The organism is Pseudomonas koreensis (assembly GCF_036668835.1).
Classification (GTDB): Bacteria; Pseudomonadota; Gammaproteobacteria; order Pseudomonadales; family Pseudomonadaceae; genus Aquipseudomonas; species Aquipseudomonas koreensis_I.
Genome location: NZ_JAZEVW010000008.1, coordinates 139,860 through 164,467, shown reverse-complemented (window position 1 = coordinate 164,467; position 24,608 = coordinate 139,860). Strand labels below are relative to the sequence as shown.

Here is a 24,608-nt window from a genome sequence, read left to right as displayed (position 1 = left end):
CTTCTCCTCTCTTAATTCAGTGGGTGCAGGCGCAGGAAATCGGCGGCAACGGACGATGGGCTTTCATGGTCGACGTCGACCCGCGCGTTGAGTTGGCGCATGGTTTCGTCGTCGAACAGTTCGGCCAGCGGCTTGAGTTGTTCGGCCAGTTTCGGATTGGCATCCAGCGTGGCCTGACGCACTACGGGCGCGGCGGTGTAGTCCGGGAAGTAATGCTTGTCGTCTGCCAGCAACTTCAGGCCGAAGGCATTGAGGCGGCCGTCGGTGGTGTAGACCAGACCGGCAAATACCTGGCCGTTGCGCAGCGCGGTATAAACCAGGCCGGCGTCCATCTGGCGGATGTTCTTGCGGGTCAGGTTCATGTCGTAGAGCTTGACCATGCCATCGAGGCCGTCGGAACGGTTGGCGAACTCGGTGTCCAGCGCCACCAGATGATTGCTCTTTGCTTCGGCGCGCAGCGCGTCGTTGAGCTGGCTGATGTTGCCGATCTGCGGATATTGCTCAGCGATTTTTTTCGGCAGGGCGAGGGCGTAGGTATTGCTGAACTTCGACGGCGTCAGCCAGATCAGGCCTTTTTTCGCATCGAGTTCTTTGACCCGGGCGTAGGACTGCGCGCTGTCGAGTTTTTCGGTGACATGGTTGTAGGCCACCAGCGACACGCCGGTGTATTCCCAGAGCAGGTCCAGCTGCCCGCTTTCGTGGGCACTGCGGGCGAGGTTGCTGCCCAGACCGCCGGTGATCTGCGCGTCGTAGCCTTTGCTGCGCAGGTACTGCGCGGTGATTTCGGCGAGCAGGGTCTGCTCGGTGAAGACCCGGGCGCCGAGGCGAATCACCGGTTTTTCAGCGGCTTGTGCGATTCCTGCAAGCAGCAGGAAGCAGCCTAGGATCAAGCTGAGTCGTTTCATAAATATTCCTTGCAAAGCCTTAAGACGGGCGCAAACCGCGTTCCAGCCAGAGGCGGCTGGCAAGGGTGACCACGCCATCGAGCAGCAGCGCCAACAGCGCGGTGCACGCGGCGCCGAGCAGCAGTTGCGGCTGATTGTTCAGGGCGATGCCGGGGAAGATCAGGCTGCCGAGGCTGTTGGCGCCGATCAGGAAAGCCAGCGGCGCGGTGCCGACGTTGATTGCCAGTGCGACACGCACACCACCGACAATGATTGGCACGGCGTTGGGCAATTCGACTTTCCACAGCACCTGGCGCGGCGTCATGCCGATGCCGACGGCGGCTTCTTTCAGCGAGCCCTGGACATTTTTCAGGCCTTCGTAGGTGTTGCGCACGATCGGCAACAGGGAGGCGAGGAACAACGCGAAGATTGCCGGGCCGCTGCCGATGCCGAGGATGCCCAGCGCAATCGCGAGCACGGCCAGCGGCGGCACGGTGTTGCCGATATTGAAGATCTGCATGAAGCGTTCGGCGCGGCCGACCATGCTCGGGCGGCTGAGGAAGATACCGGCGGGGATGCCCACGACAAGGGCGGCCAGCATGGAAGCGAGGACGAGAATCAGATGAGCTTGCAGGTAAAACAACAAATCGTCGCGGTAGTGTTCGATCGTGTTGATGCCGATCCAGTGGACCAGCAGGGCCAGGAGCGCGATCACCACCGCACCTCCCATCAGCCCTTTGCCATAGCGGATAGCCACAGGCGGACTCCTTTTTTTGTAGTCGGCGAGCGCTGCTCCACGTGGCAAGCCATTCCTGGCTGCCGAAGTCAGCGTTCGCGAAAAGTAGCCGTTTTCCAGCACCGGTAAAACGGCGTGAAAGCGAGCCATGAGCGCAGCCTCGTCAGGCTAACTTGCTGATTTTTCAGCCCCTGACGAAGATTCGTAACAGGGGATGGACGTCTCCTTGCTTTAAAAGGTTCCCATCTGAGGCAGCATTTGGCCACCCTTAATGTGCTCAACGGTTCGGTTATTGTCCTGAGTTGGGCTATAATCGCGGCCCTTTTTTGAATCACCGCCAGGCGATTTCCCATGACCCAACAGGCCGCCGAAGTCGCGAAACGCCGCACTTTCGCCATTATTTCCCACCCCGATGCCGGTAAAACCACGATCACCGAAAAGCTCCTGTTGATGGGCAAGGCGATTGCGGTGGCCGGTACGGTGAAATCCCGTAAATCCGATCGCCATGCGACATCCGACTGGATGGAGATGGAGAAGCAGCGGGGTATTTCCATTACCACGTCGGTCATGCAGTTCCCGTATCGCGAACACATGATCAACCTGCTCGACACACCGGGCCACGAAGACTTCTCCGAAGACACCTACCGCACCCTGACCGCGGTGGATTCGGCCCTGATGGTTCTCGACGGCGGTAAAGGTGTCGAGCCACGGACCATTGCGCTGATGGACGTCTGCCGTCTGCGTGACACGCCGATCGTCAGCTTCATCAACAAACTCGACCGCGACATCCGCGACCCGATCGAATTGCTCGACGAGATCGAAGCTGTTCTGAAGATCAAGGCGGCGCCGATCACCTGGCCGATCGGCTGCTACCGCGACTTCAAGGGCGTGTACCACCTGGCCGATGACTACATCATTGTTTACACCCCAGGCCACGGTCACGAACGCACCGAAACCAAGATCATCCAGAAGCTCGACTCCGACGAGGCGCGCGCGCATTTGGGCGATGAGTACGAGCGTTTTATCGAGCAACTGGAGCTGGTGCAGGGCGCTTGCCACGAATTCAACCAGCAGGAGTTCCTCGACGGTCAACTGACCCCGGTATTCTTCGGTACCGCGCTGGGCAACTTCGGTGTTGATCACGTGCTTGATGCGGTTGTTGACTGGGCGCCGCGTCCGCTGGCCCGTGTCGCCAACGAGCGCACTGTCGAGCCGGTTGAAGAGAAGTTCTCGGGCTTCATCTTCAAGATCCAGGCAAACATGGACCCGAAACACCGCGACCGCATCGCCTTCATGCGTATCTGCTCCGGCAAATACGAAAAAGGCATGAAGATGCGCCATGTGCGCACCGGCAAGGACGTGCGCATCGGCGACGCACTGACGTTCTTCTCCTCTGAGCGTGAACAGCTGGAAGAAGCCTACGCTGGCGACATCATCGGTCTGCACAACCACGGCACGATCCAGATCGGCGATACCTTCAGCGAAGGCGAAGTTTTGGGTTTCACCGGTATTCCGCACTTCGCCCCGGAACTGTTCCGTCGTGTGCGTCTGCGTGATCCGCTGAAATCCAAGCAGCTGCGTCAGGGCCTGCAGCAGTTGGCGGAAGAGGGCGCGACGCAGGTGTTTTTCCCGGAGCGCAGCAACGACATCATTCTTGGCGCCGTCGGTGTGCTGCAGTTCGATGTGGTCGCGAGCCGGTTGAAGGAGGAATACAAGGTTGAGTGCTCTTACGAGCCGATCACGGTGTATTCGGCGCGCTGGATCGAGTGCAGCGACAAGAAGAAGCTTGAGGAGTTTTCCAACAAGGCGGTGGAGAACCTGGCACTGGATGGCGGTGGGCATCTGACCTATCTGGCGCCGACGCGGGTGAATCTGGCGTTGATGGAAGAGCGTTGGCCGGATGTGAAATTCCGCGCGACGCGAGAGCATCATTAAGGTTTGAGTTGTTGTTCGGAAGCCCCTGAGGTGTAGACCTTGGGGGCTTTTTTTGCTTTGGTATTGGCGGCCTCTGGGCCGACCATGTTCTGGTTGTTTTGGGGCATATCCGTTTTTTGGGGGGGTGCGGCTGGCGGTTTCGCCCTTACGGCGAGTCCCTTTTTCAGACGCCAAAAAGGAACCAAAAGGCTTTGCTCCTACGTACGGCCCTCGCAGGCTCGGGTCCCTTCGCTCCGGGATCGATCCGGGCGCAGCGGCTACGGTTTGCTGCGCTGCACCTACGTCCGCTGTGTCTGGCTGCGCCAGACGGTCGCTGCGCTCCCACGCCCGGATCAATCCCTCCACTCAGCCTTCCGATGTCGCTGGTTAGGCAAGATCAAGAGCACGCGAGCTAACGCTCATTGTTGAGTGGTTAGAAGCGCCGCACGGCTTGAGATTTTCGGTGGATTCGCCCCTCACCCCAGCCCTCTCCCGAGGGAGAGGGAGCCGATTTTGGTTGGATTTGGCATTTGAGATCGGCACGGCATTTCAGGTCGGCGTAGCTCTCGCATTCACCTCGGTCAGTCCCCTCTCCCTCCGGGAGAGGGCTAGGGTGAGGGTGCTTTTGATCTTCATCAAAACTCGAGTTCGACTCGGTATCGCATGTCGGCGTATCTCTCGCATTCACCTCGGTCAGTCCCCTCTCCCTTGGGAGAGGGCTAGGGTGAGGGTGCTTTTTGCTGCTGCTTGAAAATGAGGTACTGTCAGGCATGCCGAACTTTCTGTAAGCAATTTGCTTCAGCAGCGTAGCCCGACTCTGCTTTTACATCGTCAGCCCTTCGCCTCGCGACATTCCCCTTGATCCGGTTTAGTGTTCAAGGATCTTTCGCCTTCAGCGGACGTTTCATGTTCAAAGGACTGACCCATCTCCTGCGCCCCAACGGCTATTTCACTCCAATGGCCTGGGTCCTCGCAGCGCTGTTGTTCATCAATCGCCTCAGCGCCATGGTCAAGCTGTTCATGGCGTTGTACCTGCGTCAGGAGTTGGGTTTTGCGATTGAAACCGTTGGCTGGTTGCTCTCGGCCTATGGCGCGGGATTGCTGGTCGGTTCGATGCTTGGCGGTTGGCTCAGTGATCATGTGCGCACGGCGCGGCTGACGGCGGCGCTGTTTTTTGTTTCGGTGTGGGTGCTGATGCTGCTGGGGCTGGTGACGCAGGTGGTGTGGCTGGCCGGTTTGTTGTTACTCAGTGGTGTGATTGACGGAGCGATTCGTACGCTGCATCAGCGGCTGATCATGGAGTACTGCGAAGTTGCGCAGCGTTCGCGGGCGCAGGCGTTGAGTCGGGTGGCGCGCAATTTGGGCATGGCGGCTGCCGGGGTGGCGGGCGGGGTGTTGGCGCAGGCGGATTTTCGCTGGGTGTTTTTTGTCAGCGCGGCGATGACAATGCTGGCGTTGTTGTGGTTTGTGCGCACGACGTGGCGGCGGCCAATCGTTAAGCAGGACAGAGCGCTGGAGACCGCTTCAGGCTCGCCGTATCATGACAAACCGTTCCTCTGGCTGCTGGCGGCGACCGCCGTGCTCGGCATTGCCTTCGATACCGTTTACAGCACGCTGGGCAATTATCTGCGTGATCACTACCAATTCAGCACCGAGGCCATCGGCTGGCAGTTCGGCCTCAATGCGTTGCTGGTGATTGCGCTGCAGATTCCGCTGTCGCACTCGGTCGAACGCTGGGGTGCGCGCTGGCAGATGCTTGCGGGCAGTGTGCTGCTGGCTTGTGGGCTGGGGATGTTGCCGTTCGGTTCCGGGCTGTTTTATGTGTGCCTGTCGACGGTCATCTGGACGCTCGGCGAGGCGTTGTTCATGCCGCCGCTGAATGTACTGGCGATGCAGTTTGCCCAGAGCGGCAAAAGCGGTCAGTACTTCGGTCTGTTCTTCATGAGCTGGAGCGCTAGCGCATTAGTGTCGCCGGTGCTCAGCGGGCAGCTCTATGGTGAGTATGGAGGGCACAGTGTCTGGCTGATGAGTGCGCTGCTGGTGCTGATCTCGATTCCGCTGACCTGGCAGGCGACGCGCGCCGCTTAGCTGTTTCGGTTATTGCAGTTATTCGAAAGCAATCTGTCCGTCGATGGCATTTATGCCTGCGCGGCTGCGTCCTAAGTGGTGAGCCGGACGGTTCGCAACTAGATTTCATTCGGAGCCAGTCCGGCAAGCATGTCTTAGCGCAACAGGATGGAGTCGGCCATGAAAAGCAGATTGCTACGGGTTTTGATGTTGTTGAAAGTAATGGTGATGCTGTCCCTCGGCACCGCAACGGCGTGGGCCGAGTGCGAGGATCATGATTCGCAGGCCTTTAATGGGCAGGTCGGGCACAGCGGGCTGATGATTGCCAAGTCCGAGTCGGAGCCGGGGGATATGAATCAGGGCGGCAGCGCCGATGATGACGACTCGACCACCGATGAACCGGACAGCGATGATCCGGATGATGAGGGCGACAGCCAGACGTAAATCGCCGACCAAAGAAAACCCCTTCGGCCTCGACTGATGCGCAATCGAGGTGGAAGGGGTTTGGTTAACACGTCACTCTGTTTTAAATGCGGACCCACAGTGTTTTATATCGCTCTGCGGATTTGCTTACGCCGCGCCGTCGAGGAATTGCTCGGCGTAGTGGCAAGCCACCTGCCGGTTATCCAGTTCACGCAACGCCGGTTCTTCCGTGCTGCAACGTTCGGTCGCATACGGGCAGCGCTTGTGGAAAGCGCAGCCCGGTGGCGGGTTCAGCGGGTTGGGCAGTTCGCCGACGATCTTGATTTTCGGCTTGTTCGGGTCCGGGTGAATGGTCGGGGTCGCCGACAGCAGCGCCTGGGTGTAAGGGTGCAGCGGGCGCTCGTAGATGTCGTTTTTCGGGCCCAGTTCCACCGGGCGGCCGAGGTACATCACCATTACGTCATCGGCCACGTGCTGCACCACCGCGAGGTTGTGCGAGATGAACACGTAGGCAGTGTTGAACTCCTGCTGCAGGTCCATGAACAGGTTCAGCACCTGAGCCTGAATCGATACGTCCAGCGCCGAAGTCGGTTCGTCCGCCACCAGCACTTTTGGTTGCAGCATCATCGCCCGGGCGAGCGCGATACGCTGGCGCTGACCGCCGGAGAACATGTGCGGATAGCGCTGGTAGTGCTCGGGACGCAAACCGACCTGCTTCATCATCGCCTGGACTTTCTCGCGACGTTCAGCAGCGGAAAGATTGGTGTTGATCAGCAGCGGTTCGCCGAGCTGGTCACCGACTTTCTGCCGTGGGTTCAGCGACGCGTAAGGGCTTTGGAAAACCATTTGCACGTCTTTGCGCAGTTGTTTGCGTTGCGCCTTGTCGGCGCCTGCAACTTCCTGGCCGGCGATTTTCAACGAGCCGGACGATGGCTCCTCAATCAGCGTCAGCGCGCGGGCGAGGGTGGACTTGCCGCAGCCCGATTCGCCCACCACGGCGAGAGTCTTGCCGGCTTCCAGTTCGAACGATACGCCGTTGAGTGCGCGCACGGTCGCATGGCCCTTGAACAGGCCACGGGAGACTTCGTAGTGACGGGTCAGGTCGCGGGCGGTAAGTACGACGGCCATTACGCCACCTCCTGGTTCAACGGGTAGAAGCAGCGGGCGAGGCTGTTGCTTTTCGGGTCAAGGCCGGGACGCTGTGCGCGGCAGTTGTCCTGCACATACGGGCAGCGCGGCGACAGCAGGCAACCTTGCGGACGGTCGTAACGACCCGGGACGATGCCCGGCAGGGTCGACAGGCGTGAGGCACCGAGGCTGTGCTCGGGAATCGCCTTGAGCAGCGCTTCGCTGTACGGGTGCGCCGGAATGTCAAACAGTTGCGGCACCTGACCGACTTCCACGGCTTGGCCTGCGTACATCACGCACACCCGCTGAGCGGTTTCGGCGACGACGGCGAGGTCGTGAGTGATCAGCACCAGGCCCATGTTTTGTTCTTTCTGCAACGCCAGCAGCAGATCCATGATCTGCGCCTGAATCGTCACGTCGAGCGCCGTGGTCGGTTCGTCGGCGATCAGCAGTTTCGGCTCGCCGGCAATCGCCATGGCGATCGCGACGCGCTGGCTCATGCCACCGGACAGTTGATGCGGGTAGGCGTCCATACGGCTGGCGGCGCCCGGAATTTCAACTTTTTCCAGCAGTTCGATGGCACGTTTGCGCGCTTGCTTGCCGGACATTTTCAGGTGCAGGCGCAACACTTCTTCGATCTGGAAACCGACGGTGTAGCTCGGGTTCAGCGCGGTCATCGGGTCCTGGAAAACCATCGACAGGTCTTTGCCAACGATTTGCCGACGCTGACGGTTGCTCAGCTTGAGCATGTCCTTGCCGTCGAAGCTGAGCGAATCGGCGGTGACGATGCCGGGATGCTCGATCAGGCCCATCAGCGCCATCATGGTTACGGATTTACCCGAACCCGACTCGCCAACGATGGCCAGCACTTCGCCCTTGTCGACCTTGAGGTCGAGGCCGTCGACCACTGGGGTCGCGGTCTTGTCGCCGAAGCGGACGTTGAGATTCTTGATTTCTAGCAGTGACATTTGAATCTCCTCAGGCGGCGTTCTTGAGTTTCGGGTCCAGCGCATCGCGCAGGCCGTCGCCCATCAAGTTGATTGCCAGCACGCTGAGCAAAATGGTCAAACCAGGCAGACTTACCACCCACCAGGCGCGTTCGATGTAATCGCGGGCCGAGGCCAGCATGGTGCCCCACTCAGGGGTTGGCGGTTGCACGCCGAGGCCGAGGAAGCCCAGTGCGGCGGCATCGAGGATCGCCGAAGAAAAGCTCAGGGTCGCCTGCACGATCAGCGGCGCCATGCAGTTAGGCAGCACGGTGATGAACATCAGACGCGGCAGACCGGCACCGGCCAGACGCGCAGCGGTGACGTAGTCGCGGTTCAGTTCGCCCATTACCGCGGCACGGGTCAGACGCACGTAGGACGGCAGCGAAACCACAGCAATCGCGATCACGGTGTTGATCAGGCCAGGGCCGAGGATGGCGACGATCGCCACGGCCAGCAGCAGCGACGGCAGGGCGAGCATGATGTCCATCAGACGCATGATGGTCGGGCCGATCATCTTCGGGAAGAAACCGGCGAACAGCCCGAGCAGGATCCCCGGAATCAGCGACATCACCACTGACGACAAGCCGATCAGCAGCGACAGGCGCGAGCCCTGGATCAGGCGCGAGAGCAGGTCACGGCCGAGTTCATCGGTGCCGAGCAGGAACTGCAACTGCCCGCCTTCGAGCCACGCCGGTGGCGTCAGCAGGAAGTCGCGGTATTGCTCGCTCGGGTCATGCGGTGCGACCCACGGCGCGAAGATCGCGCAGAAAATGATCAGCAGCATGAACAGCAGGCCGGCAACTGCGCCCTTGTTTTTCGCGAAGGCTTGCCAGAATTCTTTGTACGGCGACGGGTACAGCAGGCTTTGATCCACGGCGGACGTGGCGGTGGCTACTGAGGATGTTGGAGTGCTCATGGTATTGACCTCAGCGCTGATGACGGATGCGTGGGTTGGCAAAGCCGTAGAGGATGTCCACTACGAAGTTGACCAGAATCACCAGGCAGGCGATTAACAGGATGCCGTTTTGCACCACCGGATAGTCCCGGGCGCCGATGGCTTCGATCAGCCATTTGCCAATGCCGGGCCAGGAGAAGATGGTTTCGGTCAGAACCGCACCGGCCAGCAGCGTGCCGACCTGCAGGCCGACCACGGTGAGTACCGGAATCAGCGCGTTGCGCAGACCGTGCACGAACACCACGCGCGACGGCGACAGGCCTTTGGCCTTGGCGGTGCGGATGTAGTCTTCACGCAGCACTTCGAGCATCGACGAACGGGTCATCCGCGCGATCACCGCCAGCGGAATGGTGCCAAGGACGATGGCCGGCAGAATCAGGTGATGCAGCGCATCGAAGAACGCGCCGACATCATCGGCCAGCAGCGTGTCGATCAGCATGAAGCCGGTTTTCGGTTCGATGTCATACAGCAGGTCGATCCGCCCGGAGACCGGCGTCCAGCCCAGGCTCACCGAGAAGAACATGATCAGGATCAGGCCCCACCAGAAGATCGGCATCGAATAGCCCGCGAGGGAGATGCCCATCACCCCGTGGTCGAACAGCGATCCTCGTTTGAGTGCCGCAATCACCCCGGCCAGAAGCCCGAGGATGCCGGCGAACAGCAGGGCGGCCATGGACAGTTCCAGGGTCGCCGGGAAGAGGGAGGTGAATTCGGTCCAGACGCTCTCACGCGTACGCAGGGATTCGCCGAGATCGCCTTGAGCCAGTTTGCCGATGTAGTCCAGGTATTGGGCGTACAGCGGTTTGTTCAGACCTAGGCGTTCCATTGCCTGAGCGTGCATTTCGGGGTCGACCCGACGTTCGCCCATCATAACTTCCACGGGGTCGCCCGGAATCATGCGAATCAACGCGAAAGTCAGCAAGGTGATGCCGAAAAACGTGGGGATCAACAACCCCAGTCGGCGGGCAATAAAACTAAACATCTTGTGTGGTACCTCATCAGCCGGTTAGGCGTGTCCGGCGTCCCTCAGGTCAGGGACGCCGGGCGTTTCTTATCTACTTCACCTGGGTGGTGGCAAAGTTATTAGTGGTGAGAGGGCTGATGTGGTAGCCCTCTACATTCTTGCGCATTGCAGTGAACATCCGAGTATGGGCCATGCTGATCCATGGCTGGTCCTGATTAAACAGCACTTGCGCCTGTTCGTAGAGCGCGGCGCGTTCGGCCGGGTCAACTTTAGCCCGTGCTTCATCCAGCAGTGCCTGGAATTTGTCGTTGCACCAGCGTGCGTAGTTTTCGCCGTTCTTGGCCGCCTCGCAACTGAGCATAGGCGTCAGGAAGTTATCCGGGTCGCCGTTGTCGCCCGCCCATCCGGCCGACACCATGTCGTGCTCGCCGGCCTTGGCGCGCTTGAGCATTTCGCCCCATTCCATCACGCGGATGTCGATCTTGATCCCGACTTTCGCAAGGTCAGCCTGCATCATCTGCGCGCCGAGCATCGGGTTGGGGTTGGTCGGGCCGCCGCCGTTACGGGTGAACAGGGTGAACGTGGTGCCTTCCGGTACGCCGGCTTCCTTGAGCAGCTTGCGCGCGGCGTCGAGGTCGCGTGGCGGGTTCTTCAGGTCGTGGTTGTAACCGAGCAGGGTTGGCGGGTACGGGTTGACCGCCACCGAGGCGTTGCCTTTACCGAACAGCGCATTGACGTAGGCTTCCTTGTCGAAAGCGATATCGATGGCTTTACGTACCCGCACGTCGCTCATGTATTTGTGCTGGGTGTTCATGGCGATGTACGAAACGGTCATCGCGTCCAGCTCGTCGACTTTCAGGTTGCTGTCTTTCTTGATGCTCGGAATGTCGTCCGGTTTCGGATACAGGGCGATCTGGCACTCGTTGGCCTTGAGCTTCTGCAGGCGCACGTTGTTGTCGGTGGCGATGGCCAGGATTAACGCATCGGCCGGTGGCTTGCCGCGGAAGTAGTCCGGGTTGGCCTTGAAGCGCACCTGCGCATCCTTGGCGTAACGCTGGAAGATGAACGGGCCGGTGCCGATTGGCTTGTTGTTCAGATCGCCGGTCTTGTTGGCCTTGAGCAACTGATCGGCGTATTCGGCCGGGTAGATCGACGAGAACGCCATCGCGATGTCGGCGAGGAACGGCGCTTCGCGGCGGGTCAGGGTGAACTTGACCGTGTTGTCGTCGACTTTTTCGACGCTTTTCAGCAGTTCCTTGAAGCCCATGCTTTCAAAGTACGGGAAGCCCACGCTCGACAGTTTGTGCCACGGGTGATTCGGGTCCAGCTGACGCTGGAAGCTCCAGACCACGTCGTCGGCGTTCATGTCGCGAGTCGGCTTGAAGTATTCGGTGGTGTGAAACTTGACGCCTTTGCGCAGGTGGAACGTGTAGGTCAGGCCGTCTTCGCTGATGTCCCATGAGTCGGCGAGTGCCGGGATCACTTCGGTGGTGCCGGGTTTGAAGTCGGCCAAGCGGTTGAAGATGGTTTCGGCCACAGCATCCGCCGTGACTGCAGTCGTGTACTGGACCATATCGAAGCCTTCCGGGCTGGCTTCGGTGCAGACCACCAAGGGTTTGGCCGAGACGCCGACAGCGACACTCAGCAACGCAGCCGCAATGGCCGCACGTAGGGGAAGCATTTTCATCGATAACCCTCTGCAATCGGTTGAAGACAAAAAACCGAACGGCCGACTCATCATGAGTCAGCCGTCGGTCGGCGTTTTTACAGAATGTTGAATGGAATCGTGGTCACGAGGCGGAACTCGTTGATGCTGCCGTCCGCCTGGTTTTCGCTGGCGCGGTGCGCGGTGTAAGTGCCGCGAATCGTCGTCGCTTTCAGCGGGCCGCTCTGTACCGCGTAGGTTGCACCGACGCCGTATTCATAGTGGTGCTCGCCGTCCATCGCCTGCACGCCGTCATAGCCGCCACCCTTGTAGTGGGTGCCGTCGATGCCCCAGCCACGCGCCTGGTAAATGTTGAATTTCAGACCCGGCACGCCGTATTCGGCCATGTTGATGCCGTAGGAAACCTGGAAGGACTTCTCGTTCGGGCCGTTGAAGTCCGAGAGCAGGGAGTTGGCCAGGTAGATACCGTTGGTTTCGTGCAGGTAGTCGAAGTACTCGTTACCGTTCACTTCCTGATACGAGAAGGTCAGGGTATGCGCCAAGTGGGTCAGGCCGAACGACAGCGAATAGGTGTCGTTGTCGATGTCGCCCAGCAGCTTTTTACCTTCGTCGACGGTCTTGTAGTAGTTCAGGCCGGTGGTCAGGCTGAGGATCGAGCTGTCACCCAATACGTGGGTGGCGCCGAAGTAGTACTGGTTCCACAGATCTTCGGCCTGGGTGCCCCAGAGGCTGGTGGTCAGGCTGGCGAACGGCTGATACGAGATACCAGCAGTGTTGACGTGGTCGGCTTCGGCGTTGATGTCGCCGTATTCGGAGCGGAACTTGCTCAGGCTTTCTTCGGTACGCGGCGAGACGCGGTCGAAGGTGGCCAGGTCGAACGCGAGGTTGTTCAGCTCTTCGCTGTGGATCGCGATACCTTCGAAGCTCGATGGCAGCGGACGGTTGCCGATCACATCGACCTGCGGGCTGCTGAAGTTCATGCGGCCGGCGGTCAGGGTGGTGTTGGAGATGCGTGCCTTGACGTTGGCCAGGCCCAGCTTGCTCCACTGGCCGACAGCGTCGCCGCCTTCGCGGGTCAGGGTACGGTTGTTGCCGGCGCCTGGACGGGTGCCCGGTGCGCCACCATTGTTGGCAGCGAGGTTTTCGCGGTCACGCTCCAGCGCGATGGCGTTGTATGCGGCCACTTCGGTGCTGAAACCGACCGTACCTTCGGTGAAGCCCGAGTTGTACTTGATGATCGTGCCTTGCACCCAGTTGATGCGACGGTCGGTTTCGTTGGATTGACCGTTCTTGCGGTAAGCGAACTTGCCGCCGCGCTTGAGTTGTTCGTTGGCGTACCAGTTACGGGTCGAACCGCTGATCGATTGCCCTTCGAGGAAACCGGTGGCTTCGGCCTGGGCGCTCTTTTCGTTGACGGTCACTGGCGTGAACGCCTGGCTTTGGGTTTTCGCATAAGCCGTGGCGGTGATGCTGCTGATGGCCAGGGCCAGTATCGCGGTGCTGCTCAGTTTCATGGGTGAAGCTCCTTTACTTTCTTTTTATCCCGGCTTTTTTTGGTAGACCGGTTATTGGTTTAGAACTCGTTCACACATCGCAAACGTTTGCAAAAGGCCAGATTGGCGAATTTCGGCAAAGCGCTTGCGTGAAGGGAGTACACGGCTCCCCTCAGCGTTGCGGCTAATCGGTGGGTTTAATCGATACTGACGCCCGAAAATACGTTGCGACCGAACGGGCTGACTTTGAAGCCCTCGACCTTGGCGCTTAACGGCTGGTTGACCGTCGAGTGGGCGACTGGCGTGATCGGCACTTGCTGTTTAAGCAATTGCTGGGCCTGTTTATAAAGCACGGTGCGCTGCTCACGGTCGGTAACGACCTTGGCTTGTTTAATCAGCTTGTCGTACGCAGGATCGCACCACATGGAGTAGTTGTTGCCGCCAATCGCGTCGCAGCTGTACAGGGTGCCGAGCCAGTTGTCCGGGTCCCCATTGTCGCCGGTCCAGCCGATCAGGCTGACGTCGTGTTCGCCATTCTTGGTGCGCTTGATGTACTCGCCCCATTCATAGCTGACGATCTTCACTTTCAGGCCGATCTTGGCCCAGTCGGCCTGAAGCATCTCGGCCATCAGTTTGGCGTTCGGGTTGTACGGGCGCTGCACCGGCATGGCCCACAGGGTGATCTCGGTGCCTTCTTTCACGCCGGCAGCCTTGAGCAGTTCCTTGGCTTTTTCCGGGTTGTAGGCGGCGTCCTTGACGGTGTCGTCGTAGGACCATTGGGTCGGTGGCATGGCGTTGACGGCCAGTTGACCGGCGCCTTGATAAACAGCGTTGAGAATCCCTTGTTTATTCACCGCCATGTCCAGCGCCTGGCGCACTTCGAGCTGGTCGAAAGGCTTGTGGCGGACGTTGTAGGCGATGTAGCCGAGGTTGAAGCCTGGCTTGGAGATCAGTTGCAGTTTCGGGTCGGCTTTCAGCGCTTCGACATCGGCGGGGCGCGGATGCAAAGTGATCTGGCATTCGCCGGCCTTGAGCTTCTGTACTCGCACCGAGGCGTCGGTATTGATCGCGAAGATCAGGTTGTCGAGCTTGACCCGGCTCGGGTCCCAATACTGTTTATTGCCCGTGTAACGGATGTTCGAATCTCTCTGATAACTCTTGAACACGAACGGCCCGGTGCCGATCGGTTTCTGGTTGATGTCGCTCGGCTTGCCTTCGGCCAGCAGCTTGTCGGCGTATTCGGCGGACAGGATTGCGGCGAAGCTCATGGCGATGTTCTGGATGAACGCGGCGTCAACGCTGTTCAGCGTGAACTCCACGGTCAGCGGCCCGGTCTTCTCGACCTTGGCGATGTTCTTGTTCAGGCTCATCCCGTTGAAATATGGAAACTCGGTCGGGTAAGCCTTACGGAACGGCTGCTGCGCATCGAGCATGCGATTGAACGTGAATAGCACGTCGTCGGCGTTGAAGTCGCGGGTTGGCTTGAAGTAAGGGGTCGTATGAAATTTCACGCCTTCACGCAGGTGAAAGGTGTACTTCAGACCATCCTCGGAAATATCCCACGTGGTTGCCAGGCCGGGTACGACATTGGTCGCGCCCTTTTCAAACTCGACCAGGCGGTTGTACAGCGGTTCGGCGGCGTCGTTATCGGTGGCCGTCGTGTATTGCGCGGTATCGAAACCCGCCGGGCTGCCCTCGGAGCAGAACACCAGACTTTTCGGTGCGGCGAAACTGGCGGACGACGCAGCCAACAGACCGGCGCCCAGCAATGCGGAAAATTTCAAGGTATGGCGCATGACGCTCCCTCTTTTTTAGTGGTGTTCAATGTGCCGTCGTCTCATCCACAGACGTTTTGGCGACATTGAGCTCAAACCCGTACGTACGGCAAACCGGTGGCCCACGCAGAAACTGGTCAGTACGCGACGGTAGGCACCGTGCTTCTGGCAGTAAATACGTAAGTGCCTTAATGCTCGTAGGAAAAGTCGACGCGCCTATACCGAAGCAATCATCTACTACGGATTTTGGTGTAGGCCTTTTCCTGTTTACCCGGTAGAAAAAGCAACGGCGACGTCAGAAACGCCGCCGTTGCAATGCCTTATTTGCTGACGCTGACGCCGTAGAAAGAATTCAAGCCGAATGGGCTGATCTTGAAATCCTGCACGTTGGCGCGCATGGGTTGGTACACCGTCGAGTGAGCGATAGGTGTCATCGGGACTGCATCTTTAAGGACGTGTTGCGCCTGTTTGTACAGTTCAGTGCGCTTGCCCTGATCGGTCGTGCGTTTGGCTTCTTTCACCAGACCGTCGAACTTCTTGTCGCACCACTTGGAGAAGTTGTTGCCGCTGAGCGAGTCGCAGCCGAACAGCACGTTCAGCCAGTTGTCCGGGTCACCATTGTCACCGCTCCAGCCAATGATCATGGCCTGGTTCTCGCCACCTTTGGAACGCTTGATGTACTCGCCCCATTCGTAGCTGGTGATCTTCACTTTCAAGCCGATCTTGGCCCAGTCGGACTGGAGCATTTCGGCCATCAGCTTGGCGTTCGGGTTGTAAGGACGTTGTACCGGCATCGCCCACAGCACGATCTCGGTACCTTCCTTGACGCCGGCTTCCTTGAGCAGCTGTTTGGCTTTCTCAGGGTCGTACTTGGTGTCTTTGATGGTGGTGTCGTAGGACCACTGGGTCGGCGGCATGGCGTTGACGGCCAATTGGCCCGCGCCCTGGTAAACCGAATCGATGATCTGCGGCTTGTTCACCGCCATGTCCAGCGCCTGACGCACGCGCAGGTCAGCCAGCGGGTTGGCCTCGTTGCTGCCCTTGACCTTGTCCATCACGTTGTAGGCGATGTAGCCGAGGTTGAAACCGGCCTGATCCGGCATCTTCAGCGCTTTGTCTTCTTTCAGCGCCTTGAGGTCGGCCGGACGCGGGAACAGGGTGACCTGGCACTCGTTCTTTTTCAGCTTCTGGATACGCACCGACGGGTCGGTGGTGATGGCGAAGATCAGGTTGTCGATCTTCACGTCTTCCGGCTTCCAGTAATCCTTGTTGCCGGTGTAACGGATGTTGGAGTCTTTCTGGTAGCTCTTGAACACGAACGGACCAGTGCCGATCGGCTTCTGATTGATGTCGGCGGCTTTGCCATCCTTGAGCAACTGGGCCGCGTATTCGGCGGACTGCACGGAAGCGAAGCTCATCGCCAGGTTCTGGATGAACGCGGCATCGACTTCTTTCAGAGTGAACTTGACGGTGTGGTCGTCGACTTTATCGATCTTGGTGATGTTGGTGTCCATCCCCATATCGGTGAAGTACGGGAATTCGGTCGGGTACGCCTTACGGAAAGGGTCGTCCTTGTTGATCATGCGGTTGAAAGTGAACAGCACGTCGTCGGCGTTGAATTCACGAGTCGGCTTGAAGTACGGCGTGGTGTGGAACTTGACGCCTTCGCGCAGGTGGAAGGTGTACGTCAGGCCGTCATCGGAAATGTCCCACTTGGTCGCCAGCCCAGGAATCACGGCGGTGCCGCCGCGCTCGAACTGGGTCAGACGGTTGAACATGGTTTCGGCTGAGGCGTCGAAGTCGGTTCCGGTGGTGTACTGGCCTGGGTCGAAACCGGCCGGGCTGCCTTCGGAGCAGAACACCAGGTTAGTCGCAGCGGATGCGAACGGTGCGGAGGCTAACAAGCCTGCGCCGACTAAAAACGGAATGACCGCGTGTTTAAGCATGTTGGCCTCATGATTTGTTGTCATTTTTTAGTAGTGAGGTACGACCTCGTGAGTCGTGCCTGCGGATACTTATGCAGGGGCCATACCCAATGCAAGATCCAGAGCGGTCGGCGGCGTCAAAGCGTGGCACGAACGTACCTTAATGTCGCATCCGTATAACTTCTGACGCATTTGACCGTTTGCGGGTGGTTTTTACGGTGCAAAACGAGCCCCAAAACAGTGCGCCGGTCACGTTGTGCGCGCTGCGTTGGGGCTCGGTGTTACCTATTTATACCCACCCCGTAGAAGGGCGTGAGACCGAACGGGCTGATGCGCAAATCAGTGACTTCCTTGCGCAGCGGCTGGAACACCGTGGAGTTGGCAATCGGCGTGATCGGCACTTGTTGTTTAAGGATCAGTTGCGCCTGTTGATACAGCTTTATCCGTTGCGCTTTATCGCTAGCAACTTTGGCTTGCTGAACGAGCTTGTCATAGGCCGGATCACACCATTTGGCGTAGTTGCTGCCCTTCACAGCGGCGCAGCTGTAGAGCACGCCGAGCCAGTTGTCCGGGTCGCCGTTGTCGCCGGTCCAGCCGTAGATCATCGCGTCGTGCTCGCCATTTTTCGCGCGTTTGATGTACTCGCCCCATTCATAGCTGACGATGTTGACCTTGATGCCGATTTTCGCCCAGTCCTGCTGGATCATTTGTGCCGACATACGTGCATTCGGGTTCGATGCGCGCTGCACTGTCATCGCCCAGAGGTTGATGGTTGTACCCGGCGCAACCCCTGCTTCTTTCAGTAGCACCCGGGCTTTTTCCGGGTCATATGGCGCGTCCTTGATGTTCGGGTCGTACGACCATTGCGCCGGCGGCAGGGCGTTTTGTGCCAACTGACCGGCACTTTGGTAAACGGCCTTGATGATGGCCGGTTTATCGATGGCCATGTCCAGCGCCTGACGCACCTTGAGCTGGTCCAACGGTGGATGAGTGGTGTTGTAGGCGAGGAAACCGAGGTTGAATCCGGCCTGTTTCAGCACGCGCAGGTTCGGGTCTTTTTCCATGACATCGATATCGGCCGGGCGCGGGTAGCCGCTGACGTGGCATTCACCGGCCTTGAGTTTTTGCAGGCGTACGGCAGCGTCCGGGGTGATCGAGAAGATCAGGTTATCGATCTTCACGTCTTCAGGTTTCCAGTAGGCCTTGTTGGCGACGTAGCGGATCTGCGAATCCTTCTGGTAGCGCTTGAACACGAACGGGCCGGTGCCGATGGGCTTCTGATTGAGGTCGGCGGCTTTGCCTTCCTTCAATAGCTGCGCGGCGTATTCGGCCGATTGCACCGAGGCGAAACTCATGGCGAGGTTCTGCACGAAGGCGGCGTCGACATTGTTGAGATTGAAGCGGACGCTGTGGTCGTCGAGTTTTTCCACCGATTTGATGGTGGTGTTCAGGCCCATGTCGGTGAAGTACGGTGACTCGGCGGGGTAGGCCTTGCGGAAGGCGTTGTCCGGGTCGAGCAGGCGCTGGAAGGTGAACAGGACGTCGTCGGCGTTGAAGTCGCGGGTCGGGGTGAAGTAGTCGGTGCTGTGGAATTTCACGCCTTGGCGCAGATGAAAGGTGTATTGCAGGCCGTCGCTGGAGATGTCCCATTTTGTCGCAAGGCCGGGTTCGATGTCGGTGCCGCCGCGCTGGAATTGGGTGAGACGGTTGAAGACGGTTTCGGCGGAGGCGTCAAAATCAGTGCCGCTGGTGTATTGGCTGGGGTCGAACCCGGCGGGGCTGGCTTCGGAGCAGTAGACCAGGGTCGTGGCGGCGTGTGTGATCGGGGCTATGGCCGTTAATGCGAGGGTGATCAGTAGTGGTTTGAGGGTGAATCTTGGCATGGAGTCCCCGGGGAATTTGCTGGTTATGGTTTCAGGGTAGCGGGGATTTGGGGGGCTTCGGAAATATCGTTTTTTGTGTTGGGGTGTCTGTCTCGGTATATAGCGGCTTGGTTTGCGGGTATGTCCTTTGCTTCGGGTGCTGCGGCTGGCGGTTTCGCCTGACGGCGACTTACTTTTTTACAAGCGCCTAAAAAAGTAAGCAAAAAACGCTTGCTCCTACGTACGGCCCTCGCAAGCTCGGGTTCCTTCGCTCCGGGATCGATCCGGGCGCAGCGGCTACGGTTTGCTGCGCTGCACCTCCTTGCGCTGTGTCTGGCTGCGCCAGACGGTCGCTGCGCTCCCACGCCCGGATCGGTCCCTCCACTCAGCCTTCCGATGTCGCCGGTTAGGCAAGATCAAGATCAAGGGCACTCGAGCTAACGCTCATTGTTGAGTGGTGAGAAGCGGTTGTTCGGCTTGGGGTTTGTGGTGGGTTCGCCCCTCACCCCAGCCCTCTCCCCCTGGAGAGGGAGCCGATTTTGGTTGGATTCGAAATTAGCGTTCGACTCGATATTTCACGTCAGCGTAGCTCTCACATTCACCCCGGTCAGTCCCCTCTCCCTCCGGGAGAGGGCTAGGGTGAGGGTTGGCTTTTGGCTGTTTAAATTTGTGTCAGATAACCAGAACCTTCCCGCAAGGTTTCCAGGTTGTCCGTCGGACTTCCGCTCTCTAGTCTCGGGTTGTCGCTGAATGTTCAGTGATCGGGTGTGAGAACCCGCTGAGCTTGAAACCGGCACCAGTAAGACCATCGTTGCGGCCGGCTCATCAGCTGTCGCAATGTCTTCTGGATCGGGTTGATCCTCACGCTTGAGCCCGCGTCATCGTTCTTCGCGAGCAGGCTCGCTCCCACAGGTGGAATGCATTTCAAATTGTGGGAGCGAGCTTGCTCGCGAAGACGGTGGTTTATCCACAGCAAATCCCAGGCACAAAAAAACCGCCGATCATTCACTGATCGGCGGTTTTTCATTCAACTCACGTCACTGCATCAACACTTCAATCGAGCCATCGGCGGTCATGCTGACCTGACTGGTGCCGGCTTCGACTTCTGGTGTTACCGGTGCTGAATCCATGGCGGCGGCTTTCATCATCATCGGGGCGCGCAGGTACGGTTGTGGATAACCGTTGCTGTTGAGGTTCAGGTTGACGATTTTGTAACCTTTGCCACCCAGGGCGTCGGTGGCCAGTTGGGCGCGGGCCTTAAAGGCGCTGACGGCTTCTTTGAGCAACTGGTCTTCGCTGGACTTGCGGGTCGGGTCGGCGATGGCGAAGTCCATGCCGCCCATTTTCAGGTCGGTGAGCAATTCGCCGGTGAGTTTCGACAGGGCGGCGAAGTCGGTGCTTTCCAGGCGCAGTTCGGCGCGTTCGCGCCAGCCGGTGATTTTCTGGCCCTTGGTGTCGTAGATCGGGTAGCTGTTGCGGCTGCCCGTGCGCAAGGTGATGTCCTTGACTTGCTTGGCCTGGGCCGTTGCCTTGTTCATCGTGGTGCTGATGGCGGCGGCGAGTTTGGCCGGGTCGGTGTTCTGGTCTTCGGTGTAGAGCGTCACGATCATCTGATCGCGGGCCACTTCCTGGCTGACTTCGGCGCGCAGGGAAATCTGGTTGTAATGCAGCTCATCGGCAGCGAGGGCCGGAAGGCTGGCGATGCTGCCGACGGTCAGGGCGAGAAGGGCGGCGCTGCGGCGAAATGTGTGCATGAAAGCTCCTTGAGGGGGCGCAGGTGTTGGTTCGAGCCTGCGTGAACCATCAGACTCTATAAAGCAGCTGCAAGTTGCAAGCTTCAAGCTGCAAGTAAAAGCAAGAGCAAGAACTGCGGCGCTTTTGATCTTGCTTGCCGCTTGAAGCTTGCAACTTGCAGCTGCCTTCCTGTGGTCGTTTGCCGCACTTTCGCCTCTCACGCCCGTGCCTTGGTTATACTCCGTGCGATCCGCCTGGAGCGCTCATCAGGAGAGCTCATGCTCGCCCCCGTACAACTGACTTCCGCCACGCGCCAGAATCTCTGGCGACTGACGTTCATTCGCACCCTGGTGCTCGCCGCGCAGGCCGGCTCCGTGGGCCTGGCCTACTGGCTGGAGCTATTGCCGTTGCCGTGGGTGCAACTGGCAATGACCCTCGGCTGTTCGATTCTGCTCTGCGTGTTCACCGCTGTGCGTCTGCGCACTTCGTGGCCGGTGACCGAGCTTGAATATGCGCTGCAACTGGCGTGCGATCTGGTGATCCACAGTGCGCTGCTGTATTTCTCCGGCGGTTCGACCAACCCGTTCGTTTCCTATTATCTGGTGCCGCTGACCATCGCCGCGGTGACACTACCGTGGCGCTATTCGGTAATCCTGTCGGGCATTGCGCTGGCGCTGTACACGGTGATGCTGACGCGTTTCTATCCGCTGGAAACCTTGCCGGTGGCCCGTGAGAATCTGCAGATCTACGGCATGTGGCTGAGCTTTGCGCTGGCGGCGGCGGTGATTACCTTTTTCGCGGCGCGCATGGCTGAAGAGTTGCGCCGTCAGGAAGAGCTGCGGGCGATTCGCCGTGAAGAAGGTTTGCGCGATCAACAATTGCTCGCCGTCGCCACTCAGGCCGCGGGCGCCGCCCATGAGCTCGGCACGCCGCTGGCGACCATGAGTGTTTTGCTCAAGGAAATGCAGCAGGACCATCCCGACCCGATGTTGCAGGACGATCTGAAGGTGCTGCAGGATCAGGTCAAGTTATGCAAGGAAACCTTGCAGCAACTGGTCCGTGCCGCCGAGGCCAACCGGCGTCTGGCGGTGGAGATGCAGGACGTTACCGACTGGCTCGACGAAGCGTTGAACCGCTGGCATTTGATGCGTCCGGAGGCCAGTTATCGCTTCCAGCGTCTGGGCCAGGGCAGCGTGCCGCGCATGGCGCCGCCGCCGGATCTGACCCAGGCCTTACTGAATCTGCTGAACAATGCAGCCGACGCCTGCCCGGAAAATCTTCAGGTTACGCTGGACTGGGATGCGGAAACCCTGACCATTAGCATTCGCGACCACGGCGCCGGTGTGCCGCTGGCCATCGCCGAGCAGATCGGCAAACCGTTTTTTACCACCAAGGGCAAAGGTTTCGGCCTGGGCCTGTTTTTGAGCAAGGCCAGCGTGACACGCGCCGGCGGCTCAGTGAAACTCTATAGTCATGAGGAAGGCGGCACGCTCACCGAGCTGCGCCTGCCGCACGGCGCCCGAGGAGACCTAACATGAGTGACGAAATCCAAGTCGAAGGCGAAGAACTGCCGCATTTGCTGCTGGTCGATGACGACGCGACCTTCACCCGCGTGATGGCGCGTGCCATGGCTCGCCGCGGCTTTCGCGTCAGCACCGCCGGTTCCGCCGAAGAAGGCCTGACCATCGCTCAGGCCGATCTTCCGGATTACGCCGCGCTCGACCTGAAAATGGACGGTGACTCCGGTCTGGTGCTGCTGCCCAAGCTGCTGGAACTGGACCCGGAAATGCGCGTGGTGATCCTCACCGGTTATTCGAGCATTGCCACTGCGGTCGAGGCGATCAAGCGCGGTGCCTGCAACTACCTGTGCAAACCGGCCGACGCCGACGACGTGCTGGCTGCGTTGCTGTCCGAGCACGCTGACCTCGACAGTCTGGTGCCGGAAAACCCGATGTCGGTCGACCGCCTGCAGTGGGAGCACATCCAGCGCGTGCTCACCGAACATGAAGGCAACATCTCCGCCACTGCCCGCGCCTTGGGCATGCATCGCCGCACCCTGCAGCGCAAACTGCAGAAGCGTCCGGTTCGTCGCTGAACCTGCGCTGAACGACTATCGCCAGCCCTCGCGATAAATCGCGCCGATCATCTATGATCGGCGCGTGTCTGTTCTTATCTTTATTGAGCCTTATCCATGAATCAGAACGCTGAATATTCCGCGGTCAACGATGCTGTGCGCGGGCAGTTTTTTCGCAAGGTGTGGGCAATGACCACGCCTTACTGGCGCAGCGAAGAGAAGGGCAAGGCCTGGACGTTGCTGATTGCCGTGATTGCGCTGACGTTGTTCAGCGTATGGATCGCGGTGTGGCTGAACAGTTGGTACAAGGATTTCTATAACGCCCTGCAGAAAAAGGATGAAGCAGCGTTCTGGCAGTTGATCCTGTACTTCTGCGGTATTGCCGCTGTGGCGATTCTCGCTGCGGTTTATCGTCAGTATCTGACGCAGATGCTGACCATTCGCTGGCGGGCGTGGCTGACCGAAAAGCACTTCGCCCGTTGGCTTGAACACAAGAATTACTACCAGCTGGAGCAGGGCGGTTACACCGATAACCCTGACCAGCGAATCTCCGAAGACCTTAATAAATTCACCGCGACCACGCTGGCCCTTGGCTTGGGATTGATCCGCACGGTCGTCAGTCTGGTGTCGTTCTCGATCATCCTGTGGGGCGTTTCCGGCAGCATTGAGGTGTTCGGTTTCACTGTTCCCGGCTACATGTTCTGGTGTGCATTGGTCTACGCGGCGGTCGGTAGTTGGCTGACGCATCTGATCGGCCGACGCCTGATCGGCTTGAACAACAACCAGCAGCGTTTCGAAGCCGACTTGCGTTTCTCGATGGTGCGGGTGCGCGAAAATGCTGAAAGCATCGCTTTGTACAACGGCGAGCCGAATGAAAACCGGCGCTTGAGCAATCGCTTCGGGCTGGTCTGGCATAATTTCTGGGACATCATGCGCGTGTCCAAGCGCCTGACGTTCTTTACTTCGGGCTATGGGCAGATCGCGATCATTTTCCCGTTCATTGTGGCGGCGCCACGGTATTTCAGCGGCAAGATCGAGTTGGGGGAGCTGATGCAAATCAACTCGGCGTTCGGCAATGTGCAGGAGAACTTCAGTTGGTTCATCAGCGCTTATCAGGATCTGGCCGAGTGGCGCGCCACCTGTGATCGTCTGCTGAGTTTCCGCAATGCGATGAGCAACAATGAGGAGCGGGTACCCGCCATCGACGTGCAGAACCAGGGGCGCGAATTGCAGGTGCATAACCTCGGCCTGGATCTGGCCGATGGTCGTCATCTGTTGACCAACGCCGACATGACCGTGGAACCAGGTGAGCGAGTGATGCTAAGCGGCCGTTCCGGCAGCGGCAAATCCACACTGCTGCGGGCGATGGGGCATTTGTGGCCGGCGGGGCACGGCAATATTCGGTTGCCGGCGGCGCGCTATCTGTTCCTGCCGCAGAAGCCTTATCTGCCCATTGGCACATTGCGTGAAGCGTTGAGTTATCCACAACCGGGCGACACCTACGCTCCGGAGCGTTATGCACAGGTATTGGAAACCTGCCGTCTGCCCCACCTGGTCGGGCGGCTGGATGAAGCCAATCACTGGCAGCGCATGCTGTCGCCGGGCGAACAGCAGCGCCTGGCCTTCGCCCGCGCGCTTCTTTATGCACCGCAATGGCTATACATGGACGAGGCTACTTCGGCGATGGACGAGGAAGACGAAGCGACGCTGTACCAGGCGCTGATCGATCAGATTCCGGGGTTGAGTATCGTCAGCGTCGGCCATCGCAGCAGCCTGAAGCGCTTCCACCCGCGGCATGTGCGGATCGATAGCGGCCATTTAGTGGAGCAACCCGTGACTGCCTGACTAGTGCAATACCTCTGTGGGAGCTGGCTTGCCAGCGATGGCGGCGCAACAGACGACATCTATGTTGCCTGATATGGCCTCATCGCTGGCAAGCCAGCTCCCACAGGATTTGTGTGGAACGGAAAGTGATCGTACAACCCGCTTGAGCTATGATGGCCGCAAGCCGAACTTTCG

At 59.2% G+C, this 24,608-nt stretch carries 18 protein-coding genes; 6 read left to right on the top strand and 12 right to left on the bottom strand.

The window, feature by feature from the left end; genetic code table 11:
- Positions 1-11 precede the first annotated feature (11 nt).
- Together V6F91_RS21510 and V6F91_RS21505 are read right to left on the bottom strand one after the other, a co-directional pair.
- Complete coding sequence (locus tag V6F91_RS21510; protein WP_332767962.1) at positions 12-905, bottom strand: glycine betaine ABC transporter substrate-binding protein; 894 nt, start codon at positions 903-905, stop codon at positions 12-14.
- Between the two features lie 19 nt (positions 906-924).
- The gene (locus tag V6F91_RS21505) at positions 925-1,614 is read right to left on the bottom strand and encodes an ABC transporter permease (protein ID WP_166554532.1); all 690 of its coding nucleotides are present in this window, start codon (positions 1,612-1,614) and stop codon (positions 925-927) included.
- Positions 1,615-1,971: 357 nt separating this feature from the next.
- On the opposite strand from V6F91_RS21505, the gene V6F91_RS21500 reads away from it, so the two are divergent.
- The 3 genes from V6F91_RS21500 (at position 1,972) to V6F91_RS21490 (ending at position 6,045) form a co-directional block, all read left to right on the top strand.
- Entirely contained in the window at positions 1,972-3,555 is a 1,584-nt protein-coding gene (locus V6F91_RS21500; RefSeq protein ID WP_093104726.1) for a peptide chain release factor 3, read from the top strand.
- Between the two features lie 885 nt (positions 3,556-4,440).
- Entirely contained in the window at positions 4,441-5,622 is a 1,182-nt protein-coding gene (locus tag V6F91_RS21495) for an MFS transporter (RefSeq protein ID WP_332767960.1), read from the top strand.
- A gap of 159 nt (positions 5,623-5,781) precedes the next feature.
- Entirely contained in the window at positions 5,782-6,045 is a 264-nt protein-coding gene (locus V6F91_RS21490; protein ID WP_332767958.1) for a hypothetical protein, read from the top strand.
- A gap of 126 nt (positions 6,046-6,171) precedes the next feature.
- Here V6F91_RS21490 and V6F91_RS21485 read toward each other — a convergent pair whose 3' ends face one another.
- From V6F91_RS21485 to V6F91_RS21440, 10 genes are all read right to left on the bottom strand, one after another.
- Positions 6,172-7,152 carry a peptide ABC transporter ATP-binding protein gene (locus tag V6F91_RS21485; RefSeq protein ID WP_332767956.1) on the bottom strand — a complete coding sequence of 327 codons (981 nt, stop codon included), beginning with the start codon at positions 7,150-7,152 and terminating at the stop codon, positions 6,172-6,174.
- The gene (locus V6F91_RS21480) at positions 7,152-8,120 is read right to left on the bottom strand and encodes an ABC transporter ATP-binding protein (RefSeq protein ID WP_186533649.1); all 969 of its coding nucleotides are present in this window, start codon (positions 8,118-8,120) and stop codon (positions 7,152-7,154) included. The genes V6F91_RS21485 and V6F91_RS21480 overlap by 1 nt, the downstream gene beginning before the upstream one ends.
- A 10-nt stretch (positions 8,121-8,130) precedes the next feature.
- The gene (locus V6F91_RS21475; RefSeq protein WP_208938760.1) at positions 8,131-9,057 is read right to left on the bottom strand and encodes an ABC transporter permease subunit; all 927 of its coding nucleotides are present in this window, start codon (positions 9,055-9,057) and stop codon (positions 8,131-8,133) included.
- Between the two features lie 10 nt (positions 9,058-9,067).
- Positions 9,068-10,078 carry an ABC transporter permease subunit gene (locus V6F91_RS21470; RefSeq protein ID WP_016771720.1) on the bottom strand — a complete coding sequence of 337 codons (1,011 nt, stop codon included), beginning with the start codon at positions 10,076-10,078 and terminating at the stop codon, positions 9,068-9,070.
- Between the two features lie 73 nt (positions 10,079-10,151).
- Positions 10,152-11,747 carry an ABC transporter substrate-binding protein gene (locus V6F91_RS21465; protein WP_332767951.1) on the bottom strand — a complete coding sequence of 532 codons (1,596 nt, stop codon included), beginning with the start codon at positions 11,745-11,747 and terminating at the stop codon, positions 10,152-10,154.
- Positions 11,748-11,824: 77 nt separating this feature from the next.
- Positions 11,825-13,240: an OprD family porin gene (locus V6F91_RS21460; protein WP_332767950.1), complete on the bottom strand. Its 1,416-nt coding sequence runs from the start codon at positions 13,238-13,240 to the stop codon at positions 11,825-11,827.
- A gap of 176 nt (positions 13,241-13,416) precedes the next feature.
- Positions 13,417-15,015: an ABC transporter substrate-binding protein gene (locus V6F91_RS21455; RefSeq protein ID WP_332767949.1), complete on the bottom strand. Its 1,599-nt coding sequence runs from the start codon at positions 15,013-15,015 to the stop codon at positions 13,417-13,419.
- A gap of 299 nt (positions 15,016-15,314) precedes the next feature.
- On the bottom strand, positions 15,315-16,940 hold the full coding sequence (locus tag V6F91_RS21450) for an ABC transporter substrate-binding protein (protein ID WP_090281748.1): 1,626 nt from the start codon (positions 16,938-16,940) through the stop codon (positions 15,315-15,317).
- A gap of 260 nt (positions 16,941-17,200) precedes the next feature.
- A complete protein-coding gene (locus V6F91_RS21445; RefSeq protein ID WP_332767946.1) occupies positions 17,201-18,802 on the bottom strand; it encodes an ABC transporter substrate-binding protein in 1,602 nt (533 codons plus the stop codon).
- 1,016 nt (positions 18,803-19,818) lie between these two features.
- Positions 19,819-20,535 carry an SIMPL domain-containing protein gene (locus tag V6F91_RS21440; RefSeq protein ID WP_332767944.1) on the bottom strand — a complete coding sequence of 239 codons (717 nt, stop codon included), beginning with the start codon at positions 20,533-20,535 and terminating at the stop codon, positions 19,819-19,821.
- A gap of 258 nt (positions 20,536-20,793) precedes the next feature.
- Here V6F91_RS21440 and V6F91_RS21435 point away from each other — a divergent pair, with 258 nt between their 5' ends.
- From V6F91_RS21435 to V6F91_RS21425, 3 genes are all read left to right on the top strand, one after another.
- On the top strand, positions 20,794-22,053 hold the full coding sequence (locus tag V6F91_RS21435) for an ATP-binding protein (protein ID WP_332767943.1): 1,260 nt from the start codon (positions 20,794-20,796) through the stop codon (positions 22,051-22,053).
- Positions 22,050-22,610, top strand: coding sequence for a response regulator transcription factor (locus tag V6F91_RS21430; protein WP_003221630.1), 561 nt, complete (start codon positions 22,050-22,052; stop codon positions 22,608-22,610). Before V6F91_RS21435 ends, V6F91_RS21430 begins: the two co-directional genes overlap by 4 nt.
- 96 nt (positions 22,611-22,706) lie before the next feature.
- On the top strand, positions 22,707-24,434 hold the full coding sequence (locus V6F91_RS21425; protein ID WP_332767940.1) for an ABC transporter ATP-binding protein/permease: 1,728 nt from the start codon (positions 22,707-22,709) through the stop codon (positions 24,432-24,434).
- Positions 24,435-24,608 lie beyond the last annotated feature (174 nt).